At 72.4% G+C, this 20132-nt stretch carries 20 protein-coding genes; 5 read left to right on the top strand and 15 right to left on the bottom strand.

All coding sequences use genetic code 11. The features are described 5' to 3' along the window. Positions 1 to 19 precede the first annotated feature (19 nt). From FEF34_RS07010 to FEF34_RS06940, 15 genes are all read right to left on the bottom strand, one after another. The gene (locus FEF34_RS07010; protein ID WP_138052353.1) at positions 20 to 1483 is read right to left on the bottom strand and encodes a catalase; all 1464 of its coding nucleotides are present in this window, start codon (positions 1481 to 1483) and stop codon (positions 20 to 22) included. 337 nt (positions 1484 to 1820) lie between these two features. Further along, entirely contained in the window at positions 1821 to 2738 is a 918-nt protein-coding gene (locus tag FEF34_RS07005; protein WP_138052352.1) for a 2-hydroxy-3-oxopropionate reductase, read from the bottom strand. Between the two features lie 59 nt (positions 2739 to 2797). After that, a complete protein-coding gene (locus FEF34_RS07000; RefSeq protein WP_138052351.1) occupies positions 2798 to 3637 on the bottom strand; it encodes a TIM barrel protein in 840 nt (279 codons plus the stop codon). A gap of 842 nt (positions 3638 to 4479) precedes the next feature. After that, positions 4480 to 5346: a hypothetical protein gene (locus FEF34_RS06995; RefSeq protein ID WP_138052350.1), complete on the bottom strand. Its 867-nt coding sequence runs from the start codon at positions 5344 to 5346 to the stop codon at positions 4480 to 4482. 48 nt (positions 5347 to 5394) lie between these two features. After that, positions 5395 to 6099 carry a hypothetical protein gene (locus tag FEF34_RS06990; RefSeq protein ID WP_325063623.1) on the bottom strand — a complete coding sequence of 235 codons (705 nt, stop codon included), beginning with the start codon at positions 6097 to 6099 and terminating at the stop codon, positions 5395 to 5397. Continuing rightward, on the bottom strand, positions 6072 to 7349 hold the full coding sequence (locus tag FEF34_RS06985; RefSeq protein ID WP_138052349.1) for an MCE family protein: 1278 nt from the start codon (positions 7347 to 7349) through the stop codon (positions 6072 to 6074). Before FEF34_RS06985 ends, FEF34_RS06990 begins: the two co-directional genes overlap by 28 nt. Next, entirely contained in the window at positions 7346 to 8629 is a 1284-nt protein-coding gene (locus FEF34_RS06980; RefSeq protein WP_138052348.1) for an MCE family protein, read from the bottom strand. The genes FEF34_RS06985 and FEF34_RS06980 overlap by 4 nt, the downstream gene beginning before the upstream one ends. After that, positions 8626 to 9783 carry an MCE family protein gene (locus FEF34_RS06975; RefSeq protein WP_138052347.1) on the bottom strand — a complete coding sequence of 386 codons (1158 nt, stop codon included), beginning with the start codon at positions 9781 to 9783 and terminating at the stop codon, positions 8626 to 8628. Before FEF34_RS06975 ends, FEF34_RS06980 begins: the two co-directional genes overlap by 4 nt. 77 nt (positions 9784 to 9860) lie before the next feature. Further along, complete coding sequence (locus FEF34_RS06970) at positions 9861 to 10841, bottom strand: MCE family protein (protein WP_138052346.1); 981 nt, start codon at positions 10839 to 10841, stop codon at positions 9861 to 9863. Between the two features lie 20 nt (positions 10842 to 10861). Further along, positions 10862 to 11902 carry an MCE family protein gene (locus tag FEF34_RS06965; RefSeq protein WP_138052345.1) on the bottom strand — a complete coding sequence of 347 codons (1041 nt, stop codon included), beginning with the start codon at positions 11900 to 11902 and terminating at the stop codon, positions 10862 to 10864. Beyond that, positions 11899 to 13137: an MCE family protein gene (locus tag FEF34_RS06960; RefSeq protein WP_171052856.1), complete on the bottom strand. Its 1239-nt coding sequence runs from the start codon at positions 13135 to 13137 to the stop codon at positions 11899 to 11901. Before FEF34_RS06960 ends, FEF34_RS06965 begins: the two co-directional genes overlap by 4 nt. A gap of 5 nt (positions 13138 to 13142) precedes the next feature. Further along, positions 13143 to 13970, bottom strand: a complete 828-nt coding sequence (locus tag FEF34_RS06955) for an MlaE family ABC transporter permease (protein ID WP_138052343.1) — start codon at positions 13968 to 13970, stop codon at positions 13143 to 13145. Positions 13971 to 13972: 2 nt separating this feature from the next. Then, positions 13973 to 14743 (bottom strand): MlaE family ABC transporter permease, encoded by a 771-nt coding sequence (locus FEF34_RS06950; protein ID WP_138052342.1) that lies wholly within the window; start codon positions 14741 to 14743, stop codon positions 13973 to 13975. Next, complete coding sequence (locus FEF34_RS06945; protein WP_138057337.1) at positions 14740 to 15690, bottom strand: ABC transporter ATP-binding protein; 951 nt, start codon at positions 15688 to 15690, stop codon at positions 14740 to 14742. The genes FEF34_RS06950 and FEF34_RS06945 overlap by 4 nt, the downstream gene beginning before the upstream one ends. A gap of 244 nt (positions 15691 to 15934) precedes the next feature. Continuing rightward, complete coding sequence (locus FEF34_RS06940; protein WP_138052341.1) at positions 15935 to 17074, bottom strand: RNA polymerase sigma factor; 1140 nt, start codon at positions 17072 to 17074, stop codon at positions 15935 to 15937. A gap of 345 nt (positions 17075 to 17419) precedes the next feature. Between FEF34_RS06940 and FEF34_RS06935 the strand changes: the two genes are divergently transcribed. The 5 genes from FEF34_RS06935 (at position 17420) to pucL (ending at position 20101) form a co-directional block, all read left to right on the top strand. After that, the gene (locus FEF34_RS06935) at positions 17420 to 17719 is read left to right on the top strand and encodes a hypothetical protein (RefSeq protein WP_138052340.1); all 300 of its coding nucleotides are present in this window, start codon (positions 17420 to 17422) and stop codon (positions 17717 to 17719) included. Continuing rightward, the gene (locus FEF34_RS06930; RefSeq protein ID WP_138052339.1) at positions 17716 to 18093 is read left to right on the top strand and encodes a helix-turn-helix domain-containing protein; all 378 of its coding nucleotides are present in this window, start codon (positions 17716 to 17718) and stop codon (positions 18091 to 18093) included. Before FEF34_RS06935 ends, FEF34_RS06930 begins: the two co-directional genes overlap by 4 nt. Positions 18094 to 18248: 155 nt before the next feature. Beyond that, positions 18249 to 18761, top strand: a complete 513-nt coding sequence (gene uraD, locus FEF34_RS06925) for a 2-oxo-4-hydroxy-4-carboxy-5-ureidoimidazoline decarboxylase (protein WP_171052855.1) — start codon at positions 18249 to 18251, stop codon at positions 18759 to 18761. Further along, entirely contained in the window at positions 18758 to 19147 is a 390-nt protein-coding gene (gene uraH / locus FEF34_RS06920; RefSeq protein ID WP_138052338.1) for a hydroxyisourate hydrolase, read from the top strand. Before uraD ends, uraH begins: the two co-directional genes overlap by 4 nt. 6 nt (positions 19148 to 19153) lie before the next feature. After that, positions 19154 to 20101, top strand: a complete 948-nt coding sequence (gene pucL, locus FEF34_RS06915; RefSeq protein ID WP_138052337.1) for a factor-independent urate hydroxylase — start codon at positions 19154 to 19156, stop codon at positions 20099 to 20101. Positions 20102 to 20132: the final 31 nt, after the last annotated feature.

Raw genomic sequence — 20132 nt, 5'->3', positions numbered from 1 at the left:
CGGTCGGGGGAGCGGAGTCTCAGTCCTCGCGCAGGGCGGTGACCGCCTCCTGCACACGCCTGCCGTAGTCCGGGTCGGCCGCGTGGAAGTGGGCGAGGTTCTTCTCGATCACGTCGTCGCGGGAGACCTGGGACAGGCCGCCGGCGATGTTCGCGACCAGACGCGACTTCTCCTCCTCCGACATCAGGCGGTAGAGCTCACCGGCCTGGTGGAAGTCGTCGTCCTTGGCGTGCTGCGGTGCGGCGTGCGTGCCGGTGTGGCCGTGGAGGGCCAGCGGGGCCGACAGGGCGGCGTCCGACTGGACCGGGCCCGCGTACGAGTTGGGCTCGTAGTTCTTGTCGTGGCGGGAGCCGTTGCGGGTGGCCATGAGCCCGTCCCGGCCGTAGTTGTCGGCACCGCCCGGAACGGCCTTCGGCGCGTTCACCGGAAGCTGTGTGTGGTTGACGCCGAGACGGTAGCGGTGGGCGTCCGCATAGGCGAAGAGGCGGCCCTGGAGCATCTTGTCGGGCGAAGGCCCGATGCCCGGCACGAAGTTGTTCGGCGAGAACGCCGCCTGCTCGACCTCGGCGAAGACGTTGTCCGGGTTGCGGTCGAGGACCAGCCGGCCGACGCGCTGCAGCGGGTAGTCGGCGTGCGGCCACACCTTGGTGAGGTCGAACGGGTTGAAGCGGTAGTCCGCCGCCTCGGCCGCGGGCATGATCTGGACGTACAGCGTCCAGGACGGGTTCACACCCCGCTCGATCGCCTGGAGCAGGTCCGTCTGGTGCGAGTTGGGGTCCGTGCCCACGACCTCGGCGGCCTGCTCGCCGCTCAGGCAGCGGATGCCCTGGTTCGTCTTGAAGTGGTACTTGACGAAGAAGGCCTCGCCCTCGGCGTTCGTCCACTGGTAGGTGTGCGACCCGTAGCCGTTCATGTGGCGGTACGAGGCCGGGATGCCGCGGTCGCCCATCAGCCAGGTGATCTGGTGGGTGGCCTCCGGAGCATGGGCCCAGAAGTCCCAGACGTTGTCCGGCTCCTGCTTCCCGGTGAACGGGTCGCGCTTCTGGGAGTGGATGAAGTCCGGGAACTTGACCGGGTCCTTGATGAAGAACACCGGGGTGTTGTTGCCGACGAGGTCGTAGTTGCCCTCCTCGGTGTAGAACTTCACCGCGAAGCCCCGCGGGTCGCGGACGGCGTCCGCGCCGCCGAGCGAGTCGGCGACGGTGGAGAAGCGCAGGAAGACCTCGGTGCGCTTGCCGATCGCGTCCAGGAAACCGGCCCGGGTGAAGCCGCTGACGTCGTCGGTCACCTCGAAGTAGCCGTACGCGCCGGAGCCGCGTGCGTGGACGACTCGCTCCGGGATGCGCTCGCGGTTGAAGCGGGCGAGCTTCTCCAGCAGGTGCTGGTCCTGGAGGAGGAGCGGGCCACCGACGCCGGCGGTGGCGGAGTTCTGGTTGTCGGCGACCGGAGCGCCGGACTCGGTCGTAAGCACGCGCTGCGTCATGGGTGGGAGGGCGGCCTTCCGTGCGGGAGCTGCTGAGGTGCCAGGAGCGTATGTACGCGTCCGGGAAAACGTCAACAGTTTGTTGAAGTCAGGGGTGTGAATCCGGGCCGTGGCTGCGCTTGGGCGCGACAGGACAGGTGTCAGCGCGGCCACGGCCCGGATGTCTGAGGGGGGTCGACGTCGACCCCCGGGGGCGGGGTGCCCCGGGCTGGAGCGAGGTGGACGGCCGCCTCGGGAGTGGACCCGGGTGGACGTGGTGCCCGCCGGCCCGGGCGGCCCGGCGGGAGGGTGCCGGGCGCCGGGCGGGTGCGCGGCGAGCGCCTCGCCGGCGGCCGGGTCAGGCGACCGGTGAGCCGGACAGGCGCTCGACCGCGCGGAGCAGCGCTGAGTGGTCCAGGCCCCCGTCGCCCTGGGCGCGCAGGGAGGCGACCAGCTGGGCGACGACGGCCCCGACCGGCAGTGCGGCACCGACGTTGCGGGCGGCGTCGGTGACGATGCCCATGTCCTTGTGGTGGAGGTCGATGCGGAAGCCCGGCCTGAAGTCGCGGTCGAGGAAGTTGTCCTTCTTGCGGGTCAGGACGGTGGAGCCGGCCAGTCCGCCGTTGAGGACGTCCAGGGCCGCTCGCAGGTCCACGCCGGACTTCTCGAGGAAGACGACGGCCTCGGCGCAGGCCTGGATGTTGACGGCGACGATCAGCTGGTTGGCGGCCTTCACCGTCTGGCCGGAGCCGTGCGGACCGCACAGGACGATCGTCCTGCCCAGGGCCTCGAGGATCGGTCGGGCCTCGTCGAAGGCGTCCTGCTCGCCGCCGACCATGATCGACAGTACCGCCTCGACGGCACCGGCCTCGCCGCCCGAGACCGGGGCGTCCAGGACGCGGATTCCCTTGTCGGCGGCGTTCGCCGCCAGGTCGACGGAGGTCTGCGGGGTGATCGAGGACATGTCGATCAGCAGGGCGCCGCGCTTCGCGTTCTCCAGGATCCCGTCCGGACCGTACGCGATGGCCTCCACCTGCGGCGAGGCGGGGACCATGGTGATCACGACGTCGGCGTCCCCGACGGCCTCGGCGATCGAGGCGGCGGCGGTGCCGCCGGCGGCCGTGAGCCGGTCCAGCTTCTCCTGCTCCAGGGTGAAGCCGGTCACCTGGTAGCCCGCCTTGATCAGGTTCTCGGACATGGGTGAGCCCATGATGCCGAGGCCGATCCACGCGATCGTGGGCAGGTTGGGGCGGGAGGAGTCTGCGAGGGTGCTCATCGGGGTGCCTCTCTTGAAGCGGTGGTACGAAAGGGAGTCGGCGGACGGCGGGCCGGAGGTCAGTGCGCGGGCCGGGCGCTCTCGGGGAGCCAGTCGAAGGACCGGGCGCTCGGACGGTCGCCGGCCTTGTACTCCAGGCCGATCCAGCCGTCGTAGCCGGCCTTCCTCAGCCGGTCGAGCAGCTCCTCGAGCGGCAGGGAGCCGGTGCCCGGCGCGCCGCGGCCCGGGCTGTCCGCGATCTGCACATGGCCGGTCTTCGCCGCGTACGCGTCGATGACGGCCGCGACGTCCTCGCCGTTCATCGACAGGTGGTAGATGTCGAGCAGGAACTTGGCGTTGCCGAGGCCGGTGGCGGCGTTGACCCTGTCCACGACCTCGATCGCGGAGGGCGCGCTCACCAGCGGGTAGAGCGGGGACTCCGGCTTGTTCAGGGTCTCGATCAGCAGGATCGCGCCCACCCGGTCGGCCGCGCGGGCCGCCGTCACCAGGTTCTCCAGGGCGAGTTCGTCCTGTACCGCCGGATCCACGCCCTCGACCCGGTTGCCGTAGAGGGCGTTGAGCGCCTTGCAGCCGACCGAGGCGGCGAAGTCCGCGGCCACGTCGATGTTGGCGCGGAAGCGGTCCGACTCCTCACCGGGCACGGAGAGGGCGCCGCGGTCCGGGCCCGGAAGCCGGCCGGCGTAGAAGTTCAGGCCCACCAGCCGGGTGCCGGAGTTCTCGAGAGCCTGCCTCAGCTCGTCCAGTTCGCTCTGGTCGGGCGTGGGGGTGTCGATCCAGGGCCACCACAGCTCGACCGCCGTGAAGCCCGCCGCGGCGGCGGCCGCGGGGCGCTCCAGCAGCGGGAGTTCCGTGAAGAGGATCGAGAGGTTCACATCGAAGCGCTGGTCCGTGTATCCCATGAGGGGGGCGCTCCTTCCGTATTGCGGAAACTCATTTCTGCTTAATGGAAGATTGCCTGGCGTGGGGGAGAGCTGTCAAGACCGGGCCGCAATCCGACCGACATGCGGACGCTTCCCGTCCTCGGCGGCCCGGGGCCGGGTGGGGCGGGCGCGATACGGCGTCCCACGGCAGCATGGAAGACGCCCCGGGGTGGGCGGGACGGGAAGCCGTGTGCGGGGCTCGGATGTGGGGCGACCTGCGGCGGAGATGTGCCCGGGGCGGACGGGGGCGGAGGGCGTGAAGGCGGCGGAAGCGCGTCCGGGTGGACGAAGTGCGTCCGCCAAGACCGGGCCGCAATCCGACCGACATACGGACGCTTCCGGTCCTCGGCGGCCCGGGGCCGGGTGGGGCGGGCGCGATACGGCGTCCCATGGCAGCACGGAAGACGCCCCGGGGTGGGCGGGACGGGAAGCCGTGTGCGGGGCTCGGATGTGGGGCGACCTGCGGCGGAGATGTGCCCGGGGCGGACGGGGGCGGAGGGCGTGAAGGCGGCGGAAGCGCGTCCGGGTGGACGAAGTGAGTCCGCCCCGGACGGGGACGGGGTGGGCGAGGCGGGGGTGTGCGGAGCCCGGTCCGGCGACGCCGAGACCACCGAGGCAGCCGGGCTGCCGCCGCCGCGGGCGGCGGACTCGCGCCGAGGCGGTCGTATTTCCCGCACCGCCCGAGGGCGCCCGGGTGCGCGGGACGGGCATGAGCGCCCGGGCCCGGCCGGGTAGCACGAAAAGGCCTCCCGGGTGGACCGGGGCGGCCTGCACGGCCGTCCCCCGTCCACCCGGGAGGCGCAGGGGCCCTCCCGGCGGCGCTACAGCGCGTCGACCGCGCTGACCTTCCAGCCGCCGGAGGTGCGGGTCAGCTCCATCCGGACCCGGTTCAGATCCACCCGGGGCCCGTCGACCCGGGTACTGCGCGTCACCTGGTTGACGAACAGCAGGACCACGGCCCGGTCCGGCGACGCCGAGACCACCGAGGCGGCGGGGCTGCCGCCGCCGGGCGGCGTCACCACCGAGGCCGTGACCACCCCCTGGTACTTCTTCGCGGTGGGCGCCACGACCTTCGCCGTCGTCCTGCGGTACTCCTCCAGGAAGGGCCCGGTGAGATGGCCGCGGGCGGCGGCGAAGTCCCGGTCCAGATGCCGGTGGTCGTACGAGAGCACGGCCGGCGCCGCCTTCCGCGCCGCCGCCAGAGCGCCGGTGCGTCCTTCGTCGGCCTGCCGGCCGCGCGCGTACGCCGTGCCCAGGACGGCCGCCGCGACCAGCCCGGCGACGGTCAGCACGGCCAGTACCGCGCGGACCGGCAGCCTGCGCCGCGGGGACCGCCGGCCCTCCGGGCCGCCGTCCTCTCCGTCCTCCCCGGCCGGGGCGGCGGCCGAGGGCCCCGCGCCCGGCTCCGGCTCCGGCTCCTCCCGCTCCCGCTCCTCCCAGTCGGGTGCCTCCCAGTCGGGTTCGGTGCCCGCGGCCGGAGGGTCCTCGGCGCGCAGGGTCCGTCCGGACACCACGGCGCCGGAGCCGTCGGCGGGCCGGCCGGGGGTGTCCGCGCCGGGCGCCGTCCGCCGGCCGCCCCCGGTCTGCCGAGCCTGTCCGGCACGCTTGGCCGCCGCCCGGGCCGCGGCGGTCATCGAGCGCCGGCCGGGGGAGCCAGCGCCACGGCCGCGGGTCGTCGTGTTCGCCACGGGGATTCTCCTCACTGTGGGGCGTACTGGCGCGACGGCGGGCGCGGGTCAGCCGACGAACTCGACGTTCGACGTCAGCCAGCGGCCGCCTTCGAGCACGAGGTCGAGCTGGAGCCGGTAGGTACGGGACTGGCCTTCCGGGGCGGCCGAGTTCGTCACCTTGCTGTCGGCGACGACCAGCACCCGGGCGGTGCGTTCGTCGGCACGGGCGATGCCGGCCTCCAGCACCTGCCCCTGGGAGACCGACTTGTTCGCGGCGACGAGCCTGGTCAGCTCCGCGGTCTGCGCTGCGAACTGCTCCTTGAAGTCGCCGGTCGCGCCCTTGAGGACGTTCGCGCTGTCCCGCTCGTAGTGCCGGTAGTCGAGCGAGGTGAAGTTCAGCGCCGACCGGCGGGCCGCGGCCAGGATGTCCTGGCGGCGCTCCTCGCCGGCACGCTGTTCGTGCACCCGGTGGCCGAGCCACAGGGAGAGGGCCGTCGTGACGACGGTGGCCACCGCGAGCACGGCGGGCACCGCCCTGCCGCGCCGGGCGGCCGCGACCGCCCCTGACGCGAGCCGGCCGAGCGCCCGGACGGCTCCCGGTACGCGCCCCGGTCGCACGTCGCCCGCCCCGCGGCCCGAGGCCGCCGTGCCGGTCGCCGGGCCCGCGTCCGCGCCCCCTGTCGTCGGAGTGGAGGCGCGTTGCCCGCCGTGCCCGCCGCCCGCGCCCTCCGCCGCCATGTCCGTCATGCCATCGGTCCCACGAGCAGCCATTGCCATGACTCCTTTCCGAACACGCTCCGTTCGCCGCCCGTCGAGCCGATCTCGACGAGCGTTCCGTCCGGGCCGGCGGCCGTGCCGGTCTCCGGGTCATAGGGGGCGACGTACGCGGCCGGGTCCGCGCCGCCGCCGGAACGCCCCGACGGGCCGGGTGCGTTCTGCGCACCGCGGACCGAGGTGGGTCCGCCGCGCGGGGCCGTGCAGCGCGCCGCCGTGTTCGCGGGCCGCTCCCGGGTGTCCGAGGGGTCGCGCCGCTGGGTGCCGTAGCCCTGCCGGCACGCCGGCGGGTCGTCGGCGTTCGCCACCATCCCGAAGTGGGTGGTGCCGTCCCCGGGGATCACCGTCCAACTGCCCGCCACCACCACGGGGAAGGTGACCAGGGCCTGTTCCACACCGGGCAGCCGGGCCACCGTGATCTGGCCGCCGCTGATCAGGTTTCCCAGCAGCACGGGCAGATGCGGCCGGGTCTCCGACAGCAGCGAGTCGACCTCCTGTGCGGCGGGCGCTCCGGAGCCGACGAGTCGGCGGATGTCACCGTCGGAGGACTTCAGCTCCGCGGTGAGCGCCGCGAGGTCCCGTGAGAAGGACCGGATGGCCGAGCCCTGTTCGGCCTGGGTGCCGAGCACCTTCCGGGAGTCCTCGATCAGGGCGATCGTCTGCGGCAGCGACTCGGACGCCGACTCGACCAGGCTGTTGCCGGAGTCCACCAGTCTGCTCAGCTCCGGACCGGTGCCCGCGAACGCCTTGCCGAGTTCGTCGACCGTGATCCGCAGGTCCTCCCTGCCGACGGAGTTCACCAGCCGGTCCAGGCTCAGGACGACGTCGGTGGTGGGCAGCGGCACCCGGGTGTCGGCGCGGGCGATGACGTCGCCCTCGCGGAGGTACGGGCCGCCCGTGCTGCGGGGCTGCAGGTCGACGTACTGCTCGCCGACCGCCGAACGGTTCGCCACGACCGCCACGGTGTCCGCCGGGATCCGGGCACCGTCCTCGATGTCCAGGTCCACCGAGACGCCGTCCCGCCCGGTCAGCCCCAGCTCCCCGACGCGGCCCACGGGCACGCCCCGGTAGGTGACCTCCGCGCCCCGGAAGACGCCGCCCGAGTCGGCGAGGTCGGCCCGTACGGTGTAGCCGCGGTCGAGGACGGCGTCCACCAGGCCCGTATAGCGGGCCCCGACGTACGACACACCGACCGCGGTGACCGCGGCGAAGGCCGCGAGCTGGATCCTGACCGTTCGTGTGATCACGGCTGCATCCCCTTCAGCATCAGCTCCGCGAGTGCGAGATCGATCCCCGGCGGACGTCCGCCGCCGTTGTCGCCCCCGTACGACGCCTGACTGCCCGCGCACACCGGCGGGCACAGTCCGCCGCCGGGCGGCGGCGGAACGGCGGGCCCGCCGGGTCCGTCCGGCAGGGTGGTGGACTCCGGGACACCGGGGACGTCCGGGACACCGGGGAGTTCCGGCGGATCCGGTACGCCGGGCAGCCCGGGCCGGTCCGGTCCGCCACCGCCGGGCCGCGACGGCCCGTCGGCGAGATTGCCGTAGACCGAGGCGAGGTCGAGATCGGCGGTGATCTTCAGATTGACGTAGTCGCCGTGGATCGCGTCGACGGCGTTGCGCGGGAACGGATACGTCGTCAGCAGTTCAAGGGCGTTGGGCAGATCGGCTCCCGCCGCGTTGAGCTGCTCCAGGATCGGCCGCAGGCTCTTCAGGTTGGCCACGGTGTCGTCCCGCGACGCGTTGATCACACGGCTGCCGGTCCTGCCCAGTTTCGACAGCGACGTGAGCATGGCTGTCAGGCTTCGCCGCTGGTCGGCCAGGACCTTCAGCGCCGGGGGCACCGTGTCGAGGGCCCCCGCGATCGTCTTCTTCTCCTGTGCCAGCCGCTTGGCGAGCCGGTCGATGCCGGCCAGCGCCCGGACGATCTCCCTGCGCCGGCCGTCGAGACCGCCGATGAAGGTGTCCAGCTCCGTCAGCAGGGACCTGACCCGGTTCTCCCGGCCCTCCAAGGCCTTGTTGAGCTCGGTGGTGATGGTCTTCAGCTGGGCGACCCCGCCGCCGTTGAGCAGCGCGGACAGCGCGGACAGCACCTCCTCGACCTCCGGATTGCGGCCGCTGCGGGACAGCGGGATCCGGGCGCCGTCCTTCAGCCGGCCCGCCGGGGCGGCGTCCACGGGCGCGGACAGCGCCACGTATTTCTCGCCGAGCATGCTGGTCTGCCGCAGCTCGGCGATCGCGTTGGCGGGCAGTGCCGCCGAGTCCGCGACGCGCAGCCGGACCCGGGCGTGCCAGCCGTCCAGTTCGACCTTCTCGACCGCGCCGACGGTGACGTCGTTCACCTTCACCGCCGACTGGGGCACCAGGTCGAGCACGTCCCTGAACTCGACGGTCACCCGGTAGGCGTTGCCGTCGGCCGCGGCACCGCCGGGCAGTCCGACGTCGTGCAGACCGCTGAACTCACAGCCCGTCAGCAGCAGCGAACCGGCCGCCGCCCAGGCCGCCGTCCCCGTGCGCAGCGTCCTCATGCGCGGGCCCCCAGGATTCCGCCGAGCGTCCGGTCGACCCGGCCCGTCCCGGACACGGCCCGGGTGCCGGCCGGCCCGAGCTCCGGCAGGGAGTCGAACAGCTTCCGCAGGTCAGCGCAGTCCTCGGCCCTGGCCTCCCCGGTCGTCCGCAGCAGCGAGCAGAGCAGTGCGGCAGGGTCCTGCGGCTGGTCCGGGTTGTTGCGGGTGTCGAGGGTTCCCGCGGACGGGTTGTAGGCGTTCTGCAGGTTGGACAGCCCGGCCGGGGCGACCTCCAGCAGCTCCGCGAGCGCGGCGCGCTGGGTGACCAGCACCTTGGTGACCTTGCTCAGCCCCTCCACGTTCTCCGTCAGCGACCGCTTGTTCGCCCGGACGAAGTCGGAGACGTCGGCGAGGGCCGCGCCCAGGTGCCGCAGCGCCGCAGCGAGGTCCTTGCGCTCCGCGGCGAGCTGTCCGGCCACCTTCGCGAGGCTGTCGTTGAAGGACCGCACGTTCTTGTCGTCGGCGGCCAGCGCCGCCGTGAACACCTGGAGGTTGCGGACGGTCGAGAACAGGTCCCGCCGTCCGTCGGACAGGGTCGTCACCGCCCGGGAGAGGTCCTCCACGGACCGGTGGATCGCACCGCCCTGCCCCTGGAGGTTGTCCGCGCTCACGCCCAGCAGCCGCGACAGCGCGCCGTCGCCGTTGGCGCCGCGCGGACCGAGCGCCTCCGAGGTCGTGTGCAGACTGTCGAAGACCCGGTCCAGCTCCACCGGTACGGCCGTGCGCCGTTCGGGGATGACGTCCCCGCCGCGCAGCACCGGGCCGCCCCGGTACACGGGCAGCAGCTGTACGTAACGGTCGCTGACCACGGACGAGTTGATGATCGCGGCCCGGGCCCCGGCGGGCACCTTCCGCCCGGCGTCGTACTCGAGGACCACCCGCACCCGGCGGCCCTCCGGCGTGATCTCCGCGACCTCGCCGATCCGGACCCCGAGCACCCGGACGTCCGAGCCCGGGTAGATGCCGACGGTCCGCGGGAAGTACGCGGTGACGCGGACCGGGTCCGTGCGCGGCCACAGCGCCACCGCGCACGCCGCGACCAGCGCGAGGGCGGTCGCCAGTGCCGCACCGCGCAGCAGCGGCGTGTGCGGCGGTCGTATGCGCGGCACACGCATACGCGGCGGACGTAGGCGTGACAGCCCTATGCGGGGCGCACGTACGCGCGGTACACGTACGCGTGACAGGGACGCTTTCACGAGGGACCTCCCGTCCGCGGGACCACCGGAGCGGCGACCAGGTTCTGGATGTAGCTGTCGAACCAGCGGCCGTTGCCGAGGGTGTTGGCGAAGACGCGCACGTACGGCGCGAGCAACCGCACGCTGCGGTCGAGGGCGGCCTGGTTGCGTTCGAGCATGCCGACGACCTGGTTCAGGCCCTTCAGCGCGGGCCCGATCTCCCTGGCGTTGTCCTCGACCAGCCCCGACAGCTGGATCCCGAGCGCGGCGGAGCTCTTGAGCAGGGCGTGGATCGCCGCCCGCCGCCGGGAGATCTCCTGGAACAGCGCGTCTCCGTCCTTGACCAGGGCGGAGAACTCGCGGGAGCGCTCGGCGAGGACCGCGCTCACCCCGCCCGCGTGGTCGAGCAGTTCCCGCAGCGCCCGGTCGCGGGAGGCGACCGTGCGGGAGATCCGCGAGAGGCCCTTCACGGACTCCCGCACCTCGGCGGGGGAGTCCTCGAAGGTGGTGGAGATCGTCTCCAGGGCCGCGGCCAGCCGCTCGGTGTCGACCTTCTCGGTGGTGGTGGTCAGATCGCTGAAGGCCGTCACGACGTCATAGGCGGGCGTGGTCCGTTTCAGCGGGATCTCGCTGCCCGGCCTCAGCCGCCCCGGGCCCTCGGGCCTCAGGGCCAGGTACTTGGCGCCCAGGATCGTCTTGACGCGGATGGCCGCACCGGTCCGGGTGCCGAGGGCCGGCTCCCCCCTGACCCGGAAGACCACCTTGACGTGGTCCCCGTCCAGGTCCACCTCGTCGACCTTGCCCACCTTCACCCCGGCGACCCGGACCTCGTCTCCGCTCTTGAGCCCGCCGGCCTCCGAGAACGCGGCGCTGTAGGTCTCGCCGTCGCCGATCAGCGGCAGGTCGTCGGCGTTGAACGCGGCGACGGCCAGCAGCGCGAACGTGGTGAGGCCGGCCGCGCCGATCGTCACGGGGTTCCGGTCCCGGAACGGGATCATGCGTGTCCTCCGTCGTCCCTTCATGCGCACCTCGCCCGGGCGACGTGGAGTTCGGGGGTGATGACCCGGGTCCTCGGCAGCACCACTCGGCCGTCGAAGTCGCAGAGGTAGAAGTTGAACCACGACCCGTACGAGGCGGTCCTCGTGAGCTTGTCGAGCTTGCCCGGCAGCCGTTTCAGCACGCCCTCCACGGTCTTCTCGTTGTCGTTCAGCGTCCCGGTCAGCTCCCGCAGCTCCGCGATGTCGTCGCGCAGCGGCGGGCGGGCGTCCTCCAGCAGGCCGGCCGTGGCCTCCGTCAGGCCGTTGATGTTCACCAGCGACTCGCCGATCGGCCTGCGGTCGGCGGAGAGACCCGAGACCACCCGCTGGAGCTGCTTGACCAGCCCGGAGAACCGGGCACCGCGCCTGTCGAGGGTCGCCAGCACCGTGTTGAGGTTGTCGATCACCGAGCCGATCAGCTCGTCGCGGTCGGCGAGGGTGCTGGTGAGCGAAGCGGTGTGCGCGAGCAGGCTGTTCACGGTGCCGCCCTCGCCCTGGAGCGTCCTGACGATCCCGGTGGCGAGCCGGTTCACGTCCTTCGGGCTGAGCGCGGCGAAGAGCGGTTTGAACCCGCCCAGCAGAGCGTTCAGATCGAGCGCGGGCCGGGTGCGGGAGAGGGGGATCCGGCTCCCCGGCGGCAGCGTCGTGCCGTCGCCCGGGCCCTCCGTCAGCGCGATGTACCGCGAGCCGACCAGATTGCGGTAGCGGATGACGGCGCCCGTGCCGGTGAGCAGCGGGCGCTTCTCGGCCACCGTGAACGTGACCTCCGCCAGCGTCCGGTCCCTGATGCCGATCTCCCGGACCTCGCCCACCCGCACGCCGGCGACGCGGATGTCGTCGCCCTCCTCCAGACCGGTGACGTCGCTGAACACCGCCCGGTAGGTGTGCTCCGGGGTGAAGGAGACGGTGGCGATGGTGGTGGCGAGCAGCGCCGTCGCGAGCACCGTCACCACCGCGAAGAGACCGAACTTGATCAGCGGCGAGGCGGTCTCCCCGGCCCGCCGCAGGGACGCGGCCCTCATGCGACGCTCACCGCCGTCCCGCGGGCCATCGGCCCGAACAGCAGGGTGGCCACCGCGGGCACCTCGTCCGCGGGTACGCCCAGGACGGGTGCCACGAGCGATCCGACGGCACGCTGCTCGGCCCCGGTCGCGGACACCTGCCCTCCCGCCGAGCCGGCCGGCCCGACCCGGGCGGTGCCGTCGTCCAGCCTCACGTCCGGTGCCGGGACCCGCGGCCGGGGCATGCCCTGGCAGTCGGGGCCCGAGCGCTCCCCCCAGCGGGGTTCCTCCCCCGGCCGGTACCCCGGCCGGGGGTGGACGAACTCGAGGGTGATGTGCATCTTTCCGCCTCTGAAGGTCTGTTCCGACGCGGCCTCCTGCCTCACCAGACCGTCGAGCAGGCAGGGGTACTCGGGCGAGTAGCGGGCGAACAGCGCCAGCGTGGGCCGCGAGACACGGCCCAGGGTGATCAGCCGCTCCCCGTTCGCGTCGAGGAACGCGTCCGCGGTGCCCGCGACCCCGGCCGTCGAGGTGAACAGGGCGGCCAGCTGCTCCCGTTTCTCCACGATGGTCCGGCTGGTGGTGAGGGTGTTGCGCAGGATCCCCATCAGGTCCGGCGCGGCGTCCCCGTACACCTCGGCGACGTCCGCGAACCGCGAGATGTCCTCCTGCAGCGACGGCAGATGGGGGTTGAGCCGGCGCAGATAGCCCTCGACCCGGGTCAGGTTGTCGCCGATCCGGTCGCCGCGGCCCTCCAGCGCGGTGGAGAACGCCGAGAGAGTGGCGTTGAGTTCGGCGGGGCGGACCGTGCGCAGCAGCGGCAGCAGGTCGTTCATCAGCTGCTGCACCTCCATACCGGCCGCGGTGCGGTCCTGAGTGATGACGTCCCCGGCGCGGATCGCCCGCGCCGGAGGGCTGCCGGGGACCACCAGGTCGACGTACTTCTCGCCGAACAGCGTCTTGGGCAGCAGCCGGGCCCGGACGTCGGCCGGGATGCGGGAGACGTGATCCGGGTCCAGGGCGAGGTCGAGCGTCGCCTTCTTCCCGTCGGCCCGTACCCCGCGCACCTCGCCGACCAGCAGTCCGCGCAGTTTCACATCGGCCTGCGGCTCCAGCTGGTTGCCGAGGGTGCCGGTCTCCAGCGTGACCCTGACGACGGGCGTGAACGCCTTCCGGTACACGGCCACGGACAGCGACAGCAGCAGGGCGAGCACGGCGATGAAGACGATTCCGTGGATCCGCAGTCGGACGCGCATCGGCACTACCCCGCAATCCGTACGGTCGTGCTGGCGCCCCAGATCGCCAGGCTGAGGAAGAAGTCCAGGACGTTGACGGCGACGATCGAGGTGCGCACCGCTCGGCCGACCGCGACACCGACCCCGGCCGGACCGCCGCTCGCGTGGTAGCCGTAGTAGCAGTGCACCAGGATGATCACGACGGCGAAGACGATCACCTTGCCGAACGACCACAGCACGTCGACCGGCGGCAGGTACTGCTGGAAGTAGTGGTCGTAGGTGCCGGCCGACTGGCCGTGGTAGCCGGTCGTGATCGTCCGGGCGGCGAAGTACGAGGACAGCAGCCCGACCACGTAGAGCGGGACGACGGCGACGAACCCGGCGATCATCCGGGTCGTCACCAGGAACGGCAGCGACGGGACGCCCATCACCTCCAGCGCGTCGGTCTCCTCGCTGATCCGCATCGCTCCGAGCTGGGCGGTGAAGCCGGCCCCGACGGTCGCGGACAGCGCCAGCCCCGCCACCAGCGGGGCGATCTCCCGCGTGTTGAAGTAGGCGGAGAGGAACGCGACGAAGTTGGAGGTGCCCAGCTGGTTGAGGGCCGCGTACCCCTGGAGGCCCACCTCGGTGCCGGTGAAGAAGGACAGGAACGCGATCACGCCCACGGTCCCGCCGACGACGGCGAGCGCGCCGCGGCCGAAGCTGACCTCGGCCAGCAGCCGCAGGACCTCCTTCTTGTAACGGCGGAGGGTGCGTCCGGTCCAGGCCAGCGAGCGCCCGTAGAAGGACAGCTGGGCGCCCAGCTCCTCCAGGGAACGCAGCGGTCGTCCCACGAGACGGTCGATCAGCGCCACGGTCAGCCCTTCTGCGGAACGACTTGGAAGTACACGGCGGTCATCACGAAGTTCGTGACGAACAGCAACATGAAGGTGATGACCACCGACTGGTTCACCGCGTCGCCCACGCCCTTCGGGCCGCCCTTGGCCGTCAGCCCCTTGTACGAGGCGACGATCGCCGCGATCGCCCCGAACACCAGGGCCTTCAGCTCGGCCGCCCACAGGTCGGACAGCTGGGCGAGCGTGGTGAACGAGGCCAGATAGGCCCCGGGAGTGCCGTTCTGCAGGACGACGTTGAAGAAGTAGCCGCCCGCGACCCCGACCACCGACACCAGGCCGTTGAGCAGCACCGCGACGACCATCGACGCCAGCACCCGGGGAACGACCAGGCGGTGGATCGGGTCGATGCCCAGCACCTGCATCGCGTCGATCTCCTCGCGGATCCTGCGCGCGCCGAGGTCCGCGCAGATCGCGGTGCCACCGGCGCCCGCGATCAGCAGCGCCGTCACGATCGGCGACGCCTCCCTCAGCACGGCGAGCACCGAGGCGGCGCCCGAGAAGGACTGGGCGCCGAGCTGCCGGGTCAGACTGCCGATCTGCAGCGCGATGACCGCGCCGAAGGGGATGGACACCAGAGCCGTCGGCAGGATCGTCACACTGGCGATGAACCAGGCCTGCTGGATGAACTCCCGTACCTGGAAAGGCCGCCGGGGGAGCGTCCTCAGGACGTCCAGGGCCAACGCGAACAGGCTGCCGGAGTGCCGCAGGGCTCCGGTGGGGGAGAGGCTCACGTCCCCGACACCTCCTCGCGGCTGTGCCGTTCCGCCTCGCGCCGTGCGATGGCCTCCCAGCGGGGCGGGCGGGTGATGCCGGGGCTCGGAAGCAGGCGGGGAGTGACCACCCGGGCGCCGCCGCCGTCGCCGGCCGCCGCGCCCCGGTCCAGCTGCGCGAGTTCCAGCTCGACCTGGGCGGCGTCCTTCTCCTCCGCCATCCCGATCGGCCCCTGCATCCTGCCGTGGAGGAACTGCCGTACGACGGGCTCGCCACTGTTCAGCAGCCGCTCGCGAGGCCCGAACACCACCAGCTCCCGCCGGAACAGCAGACCGATGTTGTCCGGGACCTGCCGGGCGGAGGCGATGTCATGGGTGACGATGAGGAAGGTGGCGTCGATCTGCGCGTTGAGGTCGACGATCAGCTGGTTGAGATAGGCCACCCGCACCGGGTCGAGTCCCGAGTCCGGCTCGTCGAACAGGATGATCTCCGGGTCGAGCACCAGGGCGCGCGCCAGCCCGGCGCGCTTGCGCATCCCTCCCGAGATCTCGCCGGGCAGCTTCTCCTCGGCGCCGATCAGACCGACCATCTCCATCTTCTCGAGGACGGTCCGCCGGATCTCCGCCTCGGACCGGCGGGTGTGCTCGCGCAGCGGGAAGGCGATGTTGTCGTACAGGTTCATCGACCCGAACAGCGCGCCGTCCTGGAAGAGGACGCCGAACAGCTTCCGCACCTCGTACAGGTCGTGCTCGCGGAGCCGGGTGATGTCCCGGTCCGCGATCCGCACCGACCCGCGGTCGGGTCTGAGCAGCCCGACGAGGGTCTTGAGGAACACCGACTTCCCCGTGCCCGAGGGGCCGAGCATGACCGAGATCTCCCCGGCGGGCAGCGTCAGCGACACGTCCTGCCAGATGACCTGGCGGCCGAAGGACTTGGTCAGCCCCTCCACTCGGATCTCGACACCCATCCGGTACACCCTCCAGCCGTTGAGCAGCTCCGACACCTGCTCTACGGGGAGGGGCTGGGCGTCCGTCGCGGAGAGGACCGACTTTTTTCGGCGGGGGTCGGCCGGGGCGGTCGGTTACACCGGTGCAACGGGAGGGTGTCTGCTCGGTCGGGTCCGGTGCGCGTGCCGTGCGGCCGGTGCGGATCGGCGTGGGCGGGTGCGCGCCCGGGGCCCGAGGGCGTGGGTGGGGGTGTGTATTCGGGGCTCAGGGTGTGGGTGTGTCCTCCGGGGCCGACGGGGCGGGCGGTGCGGTGCGGGACGGACCGGAACCGCCCGGCGCGGGGTCCACGGAGACGGCGGTCCGCGGCAGGGCGGGTGCGTCGCGGACGGCGGTGTCCTCGGCCGCCGTCAGGTCGGGCAGCGCCGGGATCCCGGCGACCTCCGGCGCCCCGGGCACGTCCGGTACCGACGGCACCGCGGGCGGGGGCACCGGCGGCAGCGAGGGCAGCGCCGGGTCCGGCAGGAGCAGCGGCACGGACCGGCTGCCGCCGGGTGTCCGCGTCGCACCCGCGGAGGGAGCCGCCGCAGGGCCGGCGGAGGGAGCCGGCCCGTCGGCGCCCCGGCCCCGGTCGTCGCCCGCCGGCCACTCCTCGGCGGTCTCGGAGGTGGCGGGCCGGCGTTCCGGCCCGTCCCCGTCGTCGGCGTACGGCACGACGAAACCGGCGACCGCCAGCGTCGCCGCGGTCGACGCCGCGACCACCAGATGAGCGTGGCTCCCCGTCCGGGGTCTGCGCCCCAGCAGCCACAGCACCAGTCCCAGCGTGCCCGCGAGCGACGCCCGCAGCGTTCGCCGGGCCCGGGCCAGCAGTGATTCCACCGTCCGGTAGCTCAGCCCCATCTCCCGGGCGACCTCCCCGACGTCGAGGTCCTCGGACTTCAGCCGCAGGGCCTCCGCCTGCCGTGCGGGCAGCTCTCCGCTGCGCACGGCCAGCCACCTGGCCTCGGCCCGGTCGCACACGACCTCGTCGAGCGGCGCGGGCCGCGGCGCCACCAGCCGGGGGCTGCTGTTCACCTCCGCCTCCCGGCTGACCTGCCGGTGCCGGTCGACGCACAGCCGCATCGTCACCGTCGTCAGCCACGCCCCCAGCCGCTCGTCGTCGAGGTGGGGGTTCTCGGCCGCCCGCAGCATCGCCTCGTGCACGGCGTCCTCGGCGTCCTCCGGGCTCATCGACCGCCGACGCGCCACCCTGAGCAGGTCCTCGCGATGGCTCCAGGCGCGCTGCCAGCGCTCCTGCGCCGCCCGCTCGTCGGGCCCGCCGCCCGCCGACCCCTCATGCGGTCCGCCCGAATGGGCCGACCCGTCATGCGGTCCGCCCGAATGGGCTGTGTGCGTCTCGGTCGCCATGAGGGCCCCTTCGCGCTCGCCCCGCCGGTCCCGTCCTTGCCCGGCGCGGGGCGACATTACCGCCGGGTATCGGGGCTTGTGGAGGGGGCGGCGCGCATCGAGTCCCGACCGTTGCCCACCAGCGGATCCGTGCCGGTGGGCGTTCCGCCGCGGCCCGGGACGCGTCGGGGAAGGGGGCGCGGCAACCGGCGCGGGCGACGTGCGGCGGCACCCTCCCGCCGGCTCGCGCTCGCCCGCCGGCGGCACCGGAGCAGCCGCCGCCGCGGCCGGCGGCCCTCGCGCCGAGGCGATCGCGTTTCCCGCACCGCCCGAGGGCGCCCGGGTGCGCGGGCTTAACGTTGGGGCATGCGATTGCGAGTGGAGTTCACGACGGAACCGTTCGACCTCGACGAGGCCCCGGTCCATGCGCTGGTCGCCCGCGAGGTCATCCAGGCGGCCCACCTGGACGCCGTGGACGTGGGCCCCTTCGGCAACACGGCCGAGGGCGGGGCGGACGCCGTGCTCACCGCGGTCGACTCGCTGTTGCGCCGGGCACTGGGGGCAGGCGCCACCCGGGTCTCGCTGCAGGTCAACGTGATCGGGGAGCAGGACGCCGCCCCGGCGGTCCGCGATGGCGCGGACGAGGACGAGGAGGGGGAGCAGTGACCGAGCCCGGAGACCACCCTCTGGTCGAAGCGGTGAGACCGCTGGTGGACGCGATGGGCGCGGAGATACTCCGCCCCGACCAGGCCCAGCCGGACGATGTCGTCCTCTCCTGGGACGGTGCCGAGGTGCTGGCCGTCCGGCTGCCGCAGCTGTCCGACTCGCTGGACCACATCCTGGCCGCCATGGAGCGCCGCCACGGCATGCCGCTGTCGGCCCTCGACCGCAAGGCGAAGCAGTCGGTCGTGCGGACGCTGGAGGCGCGCGGAGCCTTCTCCGTACGGCACGGGGTGGAGACGGTGGCGAGCGCGCTCGGGGTCAGCCGGTTCACCGTCTACAACTACCTGAACCGGGAGAACGCCGCCCGGAGTGAGTGACCGGGCACTGCACGTACACGGCCGCCGTCCATATGTCGGGACGGCGGCTTTTCCGCCCAGGAAATTTCAACAAAGTGTTGACGGGCTGTCCGGGGAAGGCGTTAGCTATCCGCAGCCCGTCCGACGCACCTTGCAGAACAGCCACGGAGGCTCCCGTGACTTCGACTTCCGTACCGGGCCTCACCCGGTTCAACACCTCGACGGACAGCGAGGCCCAGGCCGTGCTGCACGAGGTGTGCGCCAGCTCGGCCTGGGGCGGCGAACTCCTCGCCCGCCGCCCCTACGCCACCGTCGAGGCCCTCTTCGCCGCCAGCGACGCCGCCATGGCGGAGCTGACCGCCGAGGACCTGGCCGAGGCGATGGCGGGGCACCCGCCGATCGGCCGGCCGAAGCCCGGGGACCCGACCTCCTCCCGCGAGCAGAGCGGGATGGCCGGTGCCTCCGAGGAGCTCAGGGCCGAAATGCTCGAACTCAACCTGGCCTACCAGGACAAGTTCGGCCATGTCTTCCTGATCTGTGCCACCGGCCGTACCGGTGAGCAGATGAGGGACGCCGTCCGGGAGCGGATCGACCACTCGCCCGAGCAGGAGCGGGAGATCGTCCGCACCGAACTGGGGAAGATCAACCGGATCCGGCTCACCCGTCTCGTGGAGGAAGAGAGCGCATGAGCACCGAGACAACGGCGTCCGTGTCCACCCACATCCTGGACACCAGCAGGGGCCGCCCCGCCGAGGGCGTCGCCGTCTCCCTGTCGGCCCGCGAGGGTTCCGGCGGCGGGTGGACGGCACTCGGCGGATCCGCGACCGACGCGGACGGCCGGTGCAAGGACCTGCCGGCGCTGCCGGAGGGCACGACCCACGTACGGCTCGACTTCGAGACCGAGTCGTACTTCGCGAAGAAGCAAGCCGAGGCCCAGCAGGACGCCCCCGCGAATCGGGACAGCGGTGCGTTCTTCCCGGAGGTGGCGATCACGTTCGCCGTCGTGCCGGGCGAGCACTACCACGTACCGCTGCTGCTCAACCCGTTCGGCTACTCCGTTTACCGAGGGAGCTAGCAGACAATGACAGCCACATCCCGACCCGGCCGCCCCGTACTCCTGGGACAGAACCAGTACGGCAAGGCCGAGAACCGCGTCGTGAAGATCACGCGGGACGGCGACACCCACCACATCAAGGACCTGAACGTCTCGGTCGCGCTCTCCGGCGACATGGAGGACGTCCACTACTCCGGTTCGAACGCCAACGTCCTCCCGACCGACACCACCAAGAACACGGTGTACGCGTTCGCCAAGGAGCACGGCATCGAGTCCGCCGAGCAGTTCGGCATCCACCTCGCCCGCCACTTCGTGACCTCGCAGGAGCCGATCCACCGCGCGCGCATCCGCATCGAGGAGTACGCCTGGGAGCGCATCGCGACCTCCGACGCCAACTCCAAGTTCATCGGCGCCGACGAGGTCAGGCACTCCTTCGTCCGCCAGGGCCAGGAGACCCGCGTCACCCAGATCACCTACGACGGCAAGTCGTGGGAGGTCGTCTCCGGGCTGAAGGACCTGGTCGTGATGAACTCGACGAACTCCGAGTTCTGGGGCTACGTCAAGGACAAGTACACGACCCTCCGGGAGGCGTACGACCGCATCCTGGCCACGGAGGTCTCCGGCCGCTGGCGGTTCAACTGGACCGACGACGAGCAGAAGGCGCCCAACTGGGACAAGTCCTACGAGCAGGTGAAGAAGCACATGCTCCACGCCTTCGCCGAGACCTACTCCCTCTCGCTGCAGCAGACGCTGTACCAGATGGGCGCGCGCATCATCAACAACCGCGCGGAGATCGACGAGGTCCGCTTCTCCCTGCCGAACAAGCACCACTTCCTCGTCGACCTGGAGCCGTTCGGGCTCAAGAACGACAACGAGGTCTACTTCGCCGCCGACCGGCCCTACGGGCTCATCGAGGCGACGGTCCTGCGGGACGGCGCCGAGGCGCGGATCCCGGTCGACCTGACCAACCTCTGACCGCCGTCCCGGCCGCCCCGTCGACACGGAC

Origin of the sequence: Streptomyces marianii (assembly GCF_005795905.1) — a bacterium.
GTDB classification, from domain to species: Bacteria; Actinomycetota; Actinomycetes; order Streptomycetales; family Streptomycetaceae; genus Streptomyces; species Streptomyces marianii.
Note: the sequence above shows the minus strand (reverse complement) of the source record. Positions and strands in the feature narration are given on the sequence as shown.